Source organism: Nostoc sp. (assembly GCF_036916575.1).
Taxonomy (GTDB): Bacteria; Cyanobacteriota; Cyanobacteriia; order Cyanobacteriales; family Nostocaceae; genus Nostoc.
This window is the reverse complement of sequence record NZ_JBALGC010000130.1, coordinates 1-13,960: the sequence shown is the minus strand read 5'-3', so window position 1 is coordinate 13,960 and position 13,960 is coordinate 1. Positions and strand designations below refer to the sequence as shown.

Sequence of the window (13,960 nt, the reverse complement as noted above, 5' to 3'; positions counted from 1 at the left end):
ATCGAAAAAATTGATGAATCTTACTATCTTAATTGCCAAAAACTGAAATTAAAATCACCCATAATTATACCACAAAATATTTATGCAAGAGTTCTCTTATGATTCTCAATTAGTTCGATGTGATTTACTGTCTAAGAAATATCTGTTAGTAAATTCAACAAGATACTTACCATACTGTATGAAATTACGCTGGTTTTTACTGAGTTTAATTAGTATTTTGCTGCTATCCTCTCCTGTAAGAGCAACTCGATTAGAATCTTGGCACTTTGACCCCACTCACAATGAGCTTGACCTAACCACTGACTCAGGTATTCAACCGAGAGTTTTTTTAATTGATAATCCTAAAAGGCTTGTCATTGATTTATCAGGTACTATTTTGGGCTATCCTAAAACCAAGCAAAGCTTTGGTTTAGCGATTCGAGAAATTCGGGTAGCACAACTTGACCCCCAGACAACCCGACTCGTAATTGAATTAGCACCCGGTTACACTGTTTCTCCTCAAAGTGTAATAGTCAGAGGAGATTCTGATTCTCATTGGGTCGTAAAACTATCATCAATTAAAAAAATGCCTGCAACGGGAGTTATAGAATGGGGAATAGAGGCTGGAGAACAGTCCTCTCAAACACCAATCTCCATTACCCCTAATCTCCAGAAAAAATCCCAAGTTCTCTTATTCCAAACTAAAGCGCCTCTTCAAGATATTGCAACTATTAATAAGCTGAGTCCACCAGATATACTTACTAAACCAATCAATGCTTCTATGTTTGCTGGGGTAGTTCCTTTAGGTGAGGAAATACCACAACTAAAATCTCAAATCAATGCGTTGATGGCTCGTTATAGTTTCCTAAAGCCAGGAATGTTTTTTGTAGATTTAGAGACGGGTAACTATTTGGATATTAGTGGCGACAGAGTATTTCCCGCTGCTAGTACAATTAAGTTCCCAATTCTGATTGCTTTATTTGAGAAAATAGACGCTGGCAAAGTCAAGCTAAATGACACCTTAGTAATGCGGCGAGACTTAGTTGCAAGCGGCTCTGGAGACTTGCAGTATCAACGTGTGGGAACCAAGTTGACTGTGCTACAAACCATTAACAAAATGATTAGTATCAGCGATAATAGCGCCACAAATATGATTATTGACCGTTTGGGTGGTAAAGCAAGATTAAATCAACGGTTTCGCAGTTGGGGATTGAAAAATACTGTAATTCGTCATTTGCTGGGAGACTTTAAAGGAACTAATACAACCAGTCCCGCCGATTTAGTAAAATTATCAGCATTAATTCAGTATCATAAGTTAATTTCAGATGCGAGTCGCTCTCAGGCTTTAGACATCTTAAGTCATTGCCATAACAAAAAGTTGCTGGCTGCTGGTTTGGGTTCAGGAGCACTAATTGCTCATAAAACAGGGGATATTGGATTTGTCATTGGGGATGCAGGTATTGTTGAAATGCCTAATGGCAAGCGTTACTTAGCAGGGATTTTTGTCAGAAGACCTTACAATGACATCAGAGGTAGGGATTTTGTTCGTCAAGTTTCTCAATTGGTGTATACATATCTAGACCAACCGAAATTGACCCAGCTACCTTAAGGAATCTGGATTAGACGAAATGCAAAACTGCTGTTTTATAGCCTTAACAAAGGCCTTTTAGGAACATAAGACATCTAACGAAATTAAATCTACAATGTTTGTAAAATCCCCTGTACTAACAGTTATGGGATTTACTTTATGCGTGTTAACGTGGGTATAAGTACAATTCCATATCTAGTAAGTGATATGGAGAATCAAAATAATGTTGCCCTCATTCTATCAAAAGCTCTTAGAGAAATACCTGAACCAATCACATGGCTTTTGGTATCCTCCACGTCGTTTCGCTTCAATTTGTCCATCTTGACGATAATCACGCAACAGATTTCGCACAAATGACAAGCTGACAAGAGAATCTTTCAGCCAATTGACGTTGAGACCCTTCCTTTGCAACACACGCTTTAATCACGCGACGACGCAAATCACCTGAGTAAGATACTGGCATCTAATCTAACAATTACTTTACTCCCAGTTTACCCTATTTTGTGGTTCAATTACCTGAAAATTGCTGTAAAGCAATACTACCTAGCTGCTTTGTAACTATGCCAGAAGCAAATCATCAGAACGTCAAACAGGTAATGGTTAACATTCAACAGCTAGTAGACAGTTGTCGTTGTGGAAGACAATGTCAATTTGACGATGGCCATTGTTTTTACGATTATATTGAGCGATTTTTATATGGATATTGGACAGTCCAGGGATATAAAAATCAACTGTTATATGATTGGTGGCAGCCAGAGAGCCAAGGTCGTCTCGGCAGGTGGTTGAGCAGTGGAAGGATAGAATTTAATCCAATGGATGCTTGTTGCCTACCAAGTAACAGTCAGTCAACACTTTGGGCTTGGGGATATGTGTTTGTGATGCCAAAACACGGGATACCAGCTACCGCTTCTTCCTTTGCTAGGATCTTTGAAACTATCTCCCACCGTTTTCTTAAAAAACGCATCTCACCGCACATGATGCATTATGTTTGGGCGACTTGGGGTCTGAAAGTTGGTTTGTCTGACACTGAATTGAGATCACTGGCTTACGCAATGGGTCATTCAGTAGAAACTTTGCGCCTGATGTACGAGCGTTGTACTCCTATAGAGAAACGACGACTAATTGAAGAAGCGATCTCCCAGCGCTTATTTGCCCCTTATGACCAGAAAAGCCAAAGTCTGCCGTTGAATTTAGGGGTGAATGAATTGATACACATGGCAATACAGTTAAAACCAATTGAGCGGCAACAGCTGATTGCTAGGTTGCAAAGCGTTACGTAATTATCGAATCATGGCAGTGAGGTTACTGATGGAACCCTCTTGAAAATAGAGATACTCAGGCATATACAAGTAATAAAATGAAGAGCCGTATCAAAGATATTTTTACCAAAACCACGAGATTTTGGTGCAACAGCCCTCAGGGCGAAAGCAACGGCTCTTAATTTGAATTTTGGGATCTCCCTTATACTAATTCTCTAAAATAAGGCAACAGATGTAAGCCGGGAAAGCCTTGCTGTATCTAAATTTCTCAACTGCGAATTGCGTTAGCGCAGCGTAAAGCCTGCGGCATGGCTTCTCTACGAGACGCTACGCGAACGCTTAGAGCGAGTCCGCCAGCGTCATTGCGAATTGCGAATTGGTATTAGTGTGGCGTATCAGAAATGCTTTCGGGTTCAAACTGAAAATTAACAAAGAAATCTAAAGGTTTTTTGTAAATCATTGCAAAGTCACTTAGTTCTACCACATCTACTCGCCTTTCGCCGGACTCGCACCGTGAATCAATCATAAATGAAGTCGGCATTGCTTCATCTGATACCGCTACTGAGTACAGGATCAGTAAACCACAAACTTTTGAAGCTTCGCTACAACTGGCTGTGCCAACGTCAAAGCAATGGTTTGACTCTTGCATTCCACGTTATCCGTGTTTTGTACTTACCTTTCGTGGTACATTTTCGGAAAGTGATGGTTCCTGATTTGATATCAATCTTTTTCAGGGCTAACGCTTCTGATACGCGACAACCAGTAAACAGGCAGATGCCAAACAGAGCGCGATGGCGTAACCGCCCGCCGTAGGCGATCGCGGGGCTAAGAAATCCCTCGGTAAACAATCGCCGTAATTCCTCTTTGCTTAGTATTTTGCCTTGTCCGTTGCCGCTCACCTTCATTTTTCGCACCATTCAGGGCATTACACCAAAAAAGAACAACGTAGAATCAATAATTTTCGTCCTTGATTACACGTAATAGCCCTTTCGTGTAATGTCCAGGTTCTGAGTCTGTGACTGCTTAAAAAGGTGATCTACATAGCAATCGCCGTCGCATCAATCAAAAATAATGACATTAATTTGGCACAGCGACAAATAAAAAGTCACTGTACAAATACCTCGAAAACGCTGATTTCTGGACAAGTCTACTCTGTGCCCGTGTGTGCCCGCAAAAATACGTCTACAGCATTCTGAACCCACTCTGCTAGCGCTTCGTCCGTTTCAAACAATGACGGCAACTGAAAACTGGCGCGGAGCATCGGCCAACCGAACACGATACTCATAAAGAGGTCAGCCGCAAGGTCAGTGTTTTCGATCAAGAGAATTTGGCGCTGCACTAACGACTCTAAATACTGCTTGACGATTTCTCGCCCCCAACCCGGTCCGTTCTGCCAAAATGCATTGGCGAGATCAGAAAACACGGGAGCTTCGGCGATCAACCGCCTTTGTAGTCGCTGACCATCGTTGCTCAAATTTGCACGCAAAACCTGCAACCCATACCGATACAAAACGTCGTGGGCAGGCGCATCATCACGCAGGATGGCAGAAGCGACGGGATCGACCAGTTTTTCGGAGCGACGCTTCATCAGCGCGGCGAAGAGTTCCGCCTTGCTGGGATAAAGCGAGTAGAGCGTCTGCTTAGACGCACCCGCTCGGTTTGCAATCTCATCTGTGCTGGCGCGGGCAAAACCCTGTTCGAGAAATACCGCAGTTGCGGCTTCTAGAATCGCCTCATTCCGCAAATCGCGTTCATCTGCACGGGGTCGCCCGGGTCCACGCTTTTTAACCTTGGAGCCTTGTTTGCTCATTTCTGAATCGGACTTTGTAACCTTCCAAACCTTAACTATAGCCATATCTACTGCTAGATTCAGGCGCTAACAGGAGGGCTGCTTTATTATTCTTCACATATCGGGCTTGCAAATATCTTTGAAGTTGACCCCATAATAGTACTGAGTAGTACCATTTATTCTTACCTGTACGCCCCTCTGAACACCGTCGATGATTGAGTTCACATGATTCTACAAAAGCTGCATGATTTCAGCATCTCAATTTCGAGAACGTATAGAGCATTATCGCCAAACGCCGTTTTAACGACGATCCACAGTCAACGGAGCTAAAATATGCCAGTTGCTTTAATCAATCCCTTTGTCGTTCCCGCAGACAAAGAAGAAGAATTCTTGAGAGCCTGGAACGAGACCACGCGAGTCTTCTCCAGCACACCCGGTTTCATTGAAACCCACCTGCACAAAAACACGGGTGTCGGCGACGGAACCTTTCAATACATCAACATCGCGCTTTGGGAAAGTGCAGACGCCTGGAATGCGACCCACGGCGGCTATAAACCGGGTGAAGAAAGCATTCCCGGTGTCGAGTACCATCCTGGCATCTTCCAGGAAGTAATCGCTTCCAAGAGTATGCGCGAAGTAGACTGGCGAATGCCGCTATAAGGGCAGCTGCTGAATTTATGCACTGAGTTTCAAGAACGCCTCTACGGTGATTACAGGTTCACCGCAAATGCGATGGTGCGTACCCCTACGGGGAAGCAAGCTACACGTAGCCTGTTTAAAGGACTCAGCATCCACTCTGTTGCGACCGCAGTTGCTCAGACGAAAGACCCCCGAAGGCTCTACGCCTTTAAAATACTCGAACAAAGGAGCAAACTCGTGCCTACAATGCCTCTCAATATTACCCGCCGCGCGAAACGGCTCTCAGAACAACGTTGGCTATTAGATGCAATCATCAGCCTGATGGGACCCGAGTGGGATCAGGGTCGCTTCAGTGTTTGGGCTTCTGTGTGCGGACACGATTCACAGGGCGACTTCATTGGACTTCGTCAGCTGATCAAGACCTACAACGATATGGCGCGCGAGATCATGAAGGCGGCGCGCCGACATGAGCTGCGTGCTGAAGCCGAACTAAAGCAAGGTCATGAAGCTACGGCAAGAGAAAGCTTCTTTACTGCCAGCATTCTCTATGGTGGCGCGCAGTGGTCGATTGAAGCGAACACGCCTCTGAAACTCGATCTGAATCAGAAGATGACCGATTGCTACGCAAAGTTCATCCAGCTTGCCGGTCGGCACATTGAGCAGATTGACATTCCGTTTGAGGATCGATCGATACCAGCGATTCTCTCCCTCCCACCGACTTACCAGCAGGGCGATCGAGTTCCCTGTGTTGTGATTATCTCCGGTATGGACGGCTGGAAAGAACTATCAGTGGCGATGGACGGGGACAAGTGGTTGCAGCGAGGCTTTGCGGTTCTGGCGATTGACGGTCCGGGGCAGGGCGAGGCACTGATTCGGGAGGTCTGGTACGACCCGGACACTTACAGCAAATTGGGTCCATCTGCGTTCGACTTGGCGGCTGCCCGTCCAGAGATCGATCCCAGTCGGATTGTTGTGCATGGTCTCAGCTTCGGCTCTTATTGGGCGACCACGCTGGCGGCGGCTGAACCGCGTTTTCTCGCCTGTGGCGTTGCCATGACCTGCTTTGAAGCTGGCGGCTTCTCGCTGTTTGAAACGGCAAGCCCAACGTTCAAACTGCGGTTTATGTACATGACTGGGGCAACAGACGAAGCGGAGCTTGACCGGATCGCCCAGAAACTTGACGTCTTCAAGCTTGCTCCGCAGATCAAGTGTCCATTCGTGGTGGCGGCAGGTGAGGACGACCAGTTGAGCGATTCCCACTATACCTTCGACTTCCTCAACAGCCTGACGGGTGCTAAATCTTTGATCTTCTATGAGGGCGAAGACCACGGTATGCACGCCAGCCGTGCTGGACAGCTAGGACCTGAAGCGTACACGATGGTGGCGGACTGGCTGAGCGATCGCGTGCGAGGTATCGAGGCTCAGTCTATGTATACTGAGGTGGATGCAACTGGCATGGTTCACGTCGAACCGTGGGGAGACCAGCGTGAGTATACCTATGGCATCACGGAGAGTACGAAGAAGCTAATCTTTGGCAACTAACCAGCACCCTAGTGACTGAAGATGCCCCGCAACGTGAACACAGACTACGCAAACGACGGCTACTTTATTCCAATGTACTGACTTGCTAGCGTACAACACGCGATCAAGTTCAATTAACCAAGGAGATTTAAGCTATGCAATTTACTGAAATGGATGAGCGAGTAACACTCCAAATACAAATGAACGAAAATGTTGGTCCCATCGTTTTAATCAACAGATTCAATGTTGCTCCCGAAGATGCTGATGCGCTTGTGAAGGCTTGGACAGAGGATGCTCTTTATATGCAAGAGCAACCCGGCTGCATTTCTACACAGTTTCATCGTGGCATCGGTGAGAGTTGTGTTTTTATTAACTACGCAGTTTGGGAATCGGTGGAAGATTTTACGCGAGCGTTCAATAGTCCAGATTTCAAAGCCAACTTGAGCCGTTACCCTTCGAGCACGGTAGCATCGCCACACCTTTTCCAAAAGGTCGCAGTGTCCCGCATTTGTGTTGATTAGCCTGTATTATCAGGTAATCGAGTACGGGTGGATGCAACTGGCAGGGTTATTCCACGGGACACTAAACATGCGTTTCAAGTCGATTCGGAAATAGTAGGACTAATCAACACCTATGTGCCCGCAGGGTTTGAGTACATGATTATAGAAGACGACTGAACCAGCAAAGGCACGCACATTACCTCCCGCTTCGAGACCTTCTCCTACTAAAGAACAACCATTACGAGTGATGGAGCAAATCATTCAAAAGTATCCTGCGGCGAAAACCAACTTCTTGCAAGGTTACAAAAGCTAAGTCGCGCTAACACTGAATCAGCCGAAGCTTGGCTTCAAAAAGCGATCGCTCATTTGCAGTACTAGCTACCAAGAACAGAACTCTTTATGAACGAACAAGACAAACGGACAACAAGCAGTCCTCGTCCAGTGCTGATTGTCGGCGCGGGACCAACGGGAATGACAGCGGCGATGGAACTCTCTCGCCTCGGCGTTTCTGTCCGCATTGTGGATAAGCTGGTGTCACCTTCTACTACATCTCGCGCTCTTGCTGTGCAGACGCGCACTTTGGAACTCTTCGAGCAGCGCGGGCTGATTCAAGAGATGCTGCGAATTGGCAACAAAGGCACCGCAGTGACCATTTATGGAGATGGCAAGCGCTTGGGTAAAGTACACCTTGAAGAGATCAAAAGCCGTTACAACTTCATTATCCTCATCCCTCAGTCGGAAACAGAACGCATTCTGCGGGAGCAACTGGTTCGCCAGGATGTTGAGATTGAGCACGGTACAGAGATGATCGCGTTTGCTCAATCAGAGTCGTCCGCTCAGCCTGGACAGGGTGGTGTGAAGGCTGTACTCCGCAACCGTGAAGGAGAACTTGAAGAACTGGAAGCGGCTTATCTGATTAGCGCTGAAGGTTCACACAGCCTGGTTCGCCGTACCCTGAATTTGCAATTTCAGGGTAAATCCATCGACCAGAATTATGCCCTGGCAGACCTACATCTTGACAGCAATCTTCCCGACGATGAACTCTTGTTATTCACCTGTGCACATGGCTTCATGGCTGTTTTTCCAATGGGCGATCGCCACTTCCGGTTTATGGCTACCGATCCAGATCAGCACGCGAACGACGAGCCGACATTGGAAAAGCTGCAAAAGCTCTATGATCAGAACTCGCACATTCCTGCACGACTGCGAGATCTGACCTGGAGTTCTCGGTTTCGGATCAACAGCTGGATGCTGCACACTCTACGAGAGCGCCGCATCTTCTTTGGCGGCGATGCGGCTCACATTCATAGCCCGGCAGGTGGACAAGGGATGAACACAGGCATTCAGGACATGATCGACCTGAGTTGGAAGCTAGCTATGGTTTGGCACGGCAAAGCGGCAAGAGAACTGCTGAACACTTACGAGGAAGAGAGACTGCCGATTATCCGTAGTATTGTGTCAAGCACAGAAGCCGCCACAGATACGCTCAACTCCGACAGCATGATTGTGCATCAACTGATCACGCTCCTCACACCAGTTTTTCTCAACACTCATTTAGTGCAGCAGTTAAGCACTGCAATGGTCAGCGAGGTCGCTGCGAATTATCGCAAAAGCTCACTTTCCCAAACCTATCATGTTCATGGCAACCTCCAGGCGGGCGATCGGATGCCAGACATGGATGTACTGACGTGGAATCTGGATTCATTGAGTGATACTCAGCTTCGCAAAATGCGCCTTTATGAAATCCTCGATCCATCGTGCTTTACTTTGCTGGTAGCAGGGGGTGAAAGTACAACCAACCTCTTTGCTACCTGGAAAGAGCAGCTCGGATCTTGGCATGGGTTTCTGAAACTGCAACGGATCGCGCCTGCCTCTACTCAACCGGAAGCAAAGATCCAATTTGACAGCGCCTTTAGCAGTAGTCAGAGCCTTTTCCTCGTGAGACCCGACTCATATCTCGGCTTTGTTGGCAATCAGAATGCTTTACCAGCACTCATAGAATGGCTCGGTCGATGGTTCCCACCAACTGCAAATTGATTGAATCAATATAAATAACTTCAGGAGAGTAACTATGATCAACAACGCTACCTCAACTTCCTCAGCGCCGAAGACTGTACCCTGCTGATGATCGACCTTCTAAGGATTACACTTTTGAGCCAAAAAGTGGAATAGGTGGCTCAAAGTCTTAATATCTCGTGGTAGTTATAAGCGGCGCTGCCAACCTTGAGTGTTTTACCAACTTCTGACCCTAAGTTGGGAAAACACCCAAGGTTGGTGACGTTGCTCAAAACCACGAGAATTAATAATGCTTTGCTGCCCTTATGTCGAGTAAGATTGGGGCATAGCTGCCCCGCACTTCCCTTTGAAACCTCAATCTATTTAGGCTGGACACCTTGGTTCAATCCTTGAGAAGCACTTTTGAGTGATGCGACAAAGGAAGGAGCGTCTAAGTAAAGTTTGCAGCGCGTAACTGACTTGAAAATAGAACTCAGAACTTAGAAGAAAAGAAACAAAGAAAAACTTTCATATGTCCTGGTGTACGCAGCTCATGATGGCTACTTAATTCATGTGGCAAGTACAGTTGCCTTTATTGTACAACCCCTGGTTATGAATAAATCTCCTCATATTTTCCATCAATTCTGTGGTAAAAAGGTCGTTTACAGTCACCATAAAACTAGCAATACTGATCGTAGCGTCTAAAGATTTTACTTGATGCCACCATCCTTTGGGAATGTAAAGCACATCACCAGGGACAAGCTCGACAACAAAGGGTTCTACAGTTTTAAATAAGGGAAATCTTTCATAATCTGGATTAAAAGCATTAATTAGAGACACTCTCGCACCATAGTCAAACTTATCGCTTCTATAGTCTTTAGGAATATCCTTGTAGGCAAACAGATATAATTTTTTCCTCCCATATACTTGGGCGAGAAAGTTATCAAATATGTCATGGTGCAGCCCTGTGATAGCACCTTTCTCTCCAATCCATGCAAATTTATCTGGTCTAACATACCAGGGGAAAAACGATTGATAATCTACATCAGCTTTTAATTGTGGAAATTCCTTAAATAAATCGAATTCTTTTAAGTATAATTTTTCTTTACACTCGTTTTCGTAAGCCAAATATTTATCTATATATTCTACCAATTTCATTTCTCTAAATTTAGTAAGGTTGTGTTCTCTATTGCCCAGAACCAATCTTACGGTGCGCTCACCAGCAAGTTTTTTTAAATAGTCCCAAGACCATTTATTTAGAGCAGCCCAATTGGTTATGTTTTCCTTGATTAATACAGGTTCATCAAATTTTTGACAAACTTCCTTGGGAAGGATATTGAGCACTGACACTTTTTTCATTTTATCTTTATCAAAAAAATCACTTTTAAAAAAATCTCTGGTTGTTAATGTCGAAGGCTTTTACCTATTAGTAGTGTTTCACGATAATTTGAGCGCCACCTTTTTAAATACTCTTTTCAAGACAAGAGCGTTAACTTTTGAAATGAGGTTAGGTTTCCATCATTTTTTACGTTCTATAATAAAATCTTGCATGACTAAGGCATCAATCGCCATACGATTAAAGGTTGAAATGGCATCCTTAGGTGAGCAGACTATCGGCTCACTATCATTGAAGGATGTATTGAGGATTACAGGAACCCCTGTGCGCTGTTCAAATCTTGAAATTAATCGGTGGTAACTCGGGTTGAGTTCTCTTTCTACTAGTTGTACTCTTGCGGTTCCATCGACGTGGATGACGGCGGGAATTTTTTCTCTTTTTTCAGGTCGTACAGGACATGTAAATAGCATATACTTCAGACTTTCACTCTTGCGACCGATTTCAAACCACTGTTCGGCTCTTTCAGCTAAAACGCTAGGTCCAAAAGGTCGGAAATCTTCTCGGTGCTTTACCTTTTGGTTAAGCAATTCCCGAGTAGTAACGTAGCGTGGATCAGCTAACAAAGAACGATTACCCAGAGCACGAGGACCAAACTCCATACGACCTTGGAACCAGGTGACTACCTTACCATCTGCAACCATATCAGCAGTTTCGATAGCGCTATCTTCTGAGCGTCTGGCAGTTAAACCAGATTCCTCAATTGCCAACAGGATTTCCTCAGTTGTAAATTTTGGTCCCATATAAGGACTGAGTTGCGGAGTTGTACGAGCAGCTTGTTCACCTAATCGAGTATGATAAGCATACAGAGCCGCACCAATTGCAGTTCCTGCATCATGGGGAGCAGTCGGAATAAAGATATTTTTGAACGGTCCTTTCTCTTTAATTAGCCAGTTAGTAGCGCAGTTGAGCGCTACTCCTCCAGCCAAGCACAAATTCTCCTGGGGACAGAGGTGGTAAAGTTCTTCGACTAAGCGCAGTACAACTTCACTAGTAAATGCTTGTAGAGAGGCAGCAATATCTTTGTGGCGCTGTTCTATCGGTTCGTTTTTCTTTCTTCTTTTACCCAGTAGCGCTTCTAGTTTCTCAAATTCATTAACGCGAAAGCGAAGAATCTCTTTTTCTAAGGTAAAGTTTTTATCTGTTATCTGTGCAAACTGAGAAAATGCTTCTTGGAGAGTTTCACTTTGCCCATAAGCTGCTAGTCCCATGACTTTGCAAGCATCGTATTCAGAAAAACCGAGGAATCGAGACAATTTCTCCCACAGAAAACCTAAAGAATGGGGATATTGAATTTCGTGTAATATGCTGAGCCTGTTATCATTACCGTAAGCCATCATTGAGGACGCATTTTCGCCAATACCATCAATGACCAAAATCGCTGCTTCCTTTAATCCAGAGGGGAAAAATGCGGAGGCTGCATGTGCTAAATGATGGGAAACCCAGACGAGTTTTTCTGCTGCTTTATCACCCAAGGCTTGGTTCAAAGAATGTTTGATCTGCCCTAGCCCCGAAAGGAATATTTTTTCTCCTTCTATACTGCCCCAATCTCCTGCTAAAGTGATTGGGTCAATTTCAAAACTTTTCTCGCGTACCTTAGGGTCAAAAGAAAATGCAATTATATCGATATCTTCAGAGTCTAAATTAACATCTTTTAGACAAAAATTAATGGCATTTATTGGTAAAATGTGAGGATTATCGATACGTGCGGCTTTGCCGTGTTTATAGCGATTAAATCTTTCCTCTTCAGCTGCCGATACAATTCGACCATCTATGACACAAGATGCTGCTGATTCATGATAAACTGAGTTTATACCTAAAACAATCATATATAACTCAAGCTGTTAGTTACAGAAATACCTGTTCTAAAATGAAGACAAAGATAAAAATAGAAACTTTTAGTAAAAATCAGCTAAGATTCACTGTATTAATCGACGCTGACGCTCCGTTGGGTTTAACACTTTTGACTCCTCAGACATTCTCTAAACCCTAATACCAATTTCATATGAATATGCATAGTAGAATAGATAAACTCAAAACTCCTGCGTGACAAAAATTGTAGACTGACAAACTCTGTGCAAGCTCACATAAGAATTGGTATCATTTCTGAATTTTATCAATGAAATATTTAATCTGACTGTTTGTTTCTAAAAAAAAAAATTATTTACAAAAAGAATTATAATTTTACTAATCTATAATTATAGGACTTACGCATTGATAAGAAAACCCAAATATGGGGTATGGATTCTAGGGATTAAACCTTGATTTTTCGACCCATTTTAGGCGATCGCTATTTATGCAAGAATGATTTATGAAAGCCTGAAACGACGCATTTTCGTTGATACACAAGATAATCAATTTGTACAGTGCGTAAGTCCTAAATTATTATTAACAAAGGGAAATATGAAAGGGAGCATCTACATTTTTATTATCTCAGAAACATAAATTAAGATGACCGTTGTTACTAATTTATCTAGTTTCAACTTAAATCCCAACAAATAACCGAATGTTGGTATTTCAACCAAAATCTGCGATAAACTCCTTTTTAGGATGATATACATTTCGGGAGCTTTACGTATGTCTGCAATCAACGTAAAGGAAGATCCCCAACTATCGAAAGTTGGTAAAATTGAAAATGCTGACCCTAAAAATATTCAGCATACCGCTCGGTATACACAGCTATCCCCCGAACCGTACAAAGGACTTTGGAAGAAAGCCTGAGTTACCTGTAAGATGTTGGTTATATTTATTCAATGCGATGTCGCATTGGATAAACCGCATTCCACCTTCGGGCTAAAAAGTGTAACAAATGGCTCAAAGGATTAATTTGTCGTGCAAGTGAGTGACATTCGGAGGCAGCAACTCTTGCTTTGACCCACCTTGGAGATACTGATAGAGCGTCTCGCGGCTGATGTTATATTCACGGGCGAGCGCCGCTTTTTGCTCGCCTGCTCCCAGACGTTGCCGTAGCGTTGCCACTTGATCCGGTGAGAGGATCTTCTTGCGTCCACGGTACGCGCCACGCTTTTTGGCGAGCGCAATGCCCTCCCTCTGGCGCTCATGGATTAGTGCCCGCTCGAACTCGGCGAATGCACCCATGACGGAGAGCAGGAGGTTAGCCATCGGCGAGTCAGAGCCTGTGAAGGTCAGGTTTTCTTTCATGAAAGTGACACCTATTTGCCGGCGGGTGAGCTGCTGCACTAGGCGGCGCAGATCGTCCAGATTGCGGGCGAGCCGATCCATGCTATGGACCACCACCATATCCCCATCGCGGGCATAGGTGAGAAGAGCATCCAG

At 44.5% G+C, this 13,960-nt stretch carries 13 protein-coding genes; 7 read left to right on the top strand and 6 right to left on the bottom strand.

Annotated elements, in window-relative coordinates:
- Positions 1–178: 178 nt before the first annotated feature.
- Both V7L29_RS28955 and V7L29_RS28950 read left to right on the top strand, forming a co-directional pair.
- A complete protein-coding gene (locus V7L29_RS28955) occupies positions 179–1,588 on the top strand; it encodes a serine hydrolase (protein WP_334737635.1) in 1,410 nt (469 codons plus the stop codon).
- A 539-nt stretch (positions 1,589–2,127) separates the two neighbouring features.
- A complete protein-coding gene (locus tag V7L29_RS28950) occupies positions 2,128–2,847 on the top strand; it encodes a hypothetical protein (protein ID WP_334737634.1) in 720 nt (239 codons plus the stop codon).
- A 361-nt stretch (positions 2,848–3,208) separates the two neighbouring features.
- Here V7L29_RS28950 and V7L29_RS28945 read toward each other — a convergent pair whose 3' ends face one another.
- The 3 genes from V7L29_RS28945 to V7L29_RS28935 form a co-directional block, all read right to left on the bottom strand.
- A complete protein-coding gene (locus V7L29_RS28945) occupies positions 3,209–3,475 on the bottom strand; it encodes a hypothetical protein (protein WP_334737633.1) in 267 nt (88 codons plus the stop codon).
- Positions 3,450–3,743 (bottom strand): hypothetical protein, encoded by a 294-nt coding sequence (locus V7L29_RS28940; protein WP_334737632.1) that lies wholly within the window; start codon positions 3,741–3,743, stop codon positions 3,450–3,452. Before V7L29_RS28940 ends, V7L29_RS28945 begins: the two co-directional genes overlap by 26 nt.
- A gap of 230 nt (positions 3,744–3,973) precedes the next feature.
- Positions 3,974–4,636 carry a TetR/AcrR family transcriptional regulator gene (locus V7L29_RS28935; RefSeq protein ID WP_334737631.1) on the bottom strand — a complete coding sequence of 221 codons (663 nt, stop codon included), beginning with the start codon at positions 4,634–4,636 and terminating at the stop codon, positions 3,974–3,976.
- Between the two features lie 312 nt (positions 4,637–4,948).
- Between V7L29_RS28935 and V7L29_RS28930 the strand changes: the two genes are divergently transcribed.
- From V7L29_RS28930 to V7L29_RS28915, 4 genes are all read left to right on the top strand, one after another.
- Positions 4,949–5,275 (top strand): antibiotic biosynthesis monooxygenase family protein, encoded by a 327-nt coding sequence (locus V7L29_RS28930; protein ID WP_334737630.1) that lies wholly within the window; start codon positions 4,949–4,951, stop codon positions 5,273–5,275.
- 225 nt (positions 5,276–5,500) lie between these two features.
- Positions 5,501–6,796, top strand: coding sequence for an alpha/beta hydrolase family protein (locus V7L29_RS28925; RefSeq protein WP_334737636.1), 1,296 nt, complete (start codon positions 5,501–5,503; stop codon positions 6,794–6,796).
- Between the two features lie 134 nt (positions 6,797–6,930).
- Positions 6,931–7,296 (top strand): antibiotic biosynthesis monooxygenase family protein, encoded by a 366-nt coding sequence (locus tag V7L29_RS28920; protein WP_334690695.1) that lies wholly within the window; start codon positions 6,931–6,933, stop codon positions 7,294–7,296.
- A gap of 378 nt (positions 7,297–7,674) precedes the next feature.
- Positions 7,675–9,312 carry an FAD-dependent monooxygenase gene (locus tag V7L29_RS28915; RefSeq protein ID WP_334737629.1) on the top strand — a complete coding sequence of 546 codons (1,638 nt, stop codon included), beginning with the start codon at positions 7,675–7,677 and terminating at the stop codon, positions 9,310–9,312.
- Between the two features lie 522 nt (positions 9,313–9,834).
- Here V7L29_RS28915 and V7L29_RS28910 read toward each other — a convergent pair.
- A complete protein-coding gene (locus tag V7L29_RS28910) occupies positions 9,835–10,629 on the bottom strand; it encodes a cupin-like domain-containing protein (protein ID WP_334737628.1) in 795 nt (264 codons plus the stop codon).
- Between the two features lie 159 nt (positions 10,630–10,788).
- On the bottom strand, positions 10,789–12,492 hold the full coding sequence (locus V7L29_RS28905) for a carbamoyltransferase family protein (protein ID WP_334737627.1): 1,704 nt from the start codon (positions 12,490–12,492) through the stop codon (positions 10,789–10,791).
- Between the two features lie 748 nt (positions 12,493–13,240).
- Between V7L29_RS28905 and V7L29_RS28900 the strand changes: the two genes are divergently transcribed.
- Positions 13,241–13,384, top strand: coding sequence for a hypothetical protein (locus tag V7L29_RS28900; protein ID WP_334737626.1), 144 nt, complete (start codon positions 13,241–13,243; stop codon positions 13,382–13,384).
- A gap of 93 nt (positions 13,385–13,477) precedes the next feature.
- On the opposite strand, the gene V7L29_RS28895 is transcribed toward V7L29_RS28900, so the two are convergent.
- The coding region (locus V7L29_RS28895; RefSeq protein WP_334737625.1) for a recombinase family protein at positions 13,478–13,960 on the bottom strand (483 nt) is incomplete at its 5' end.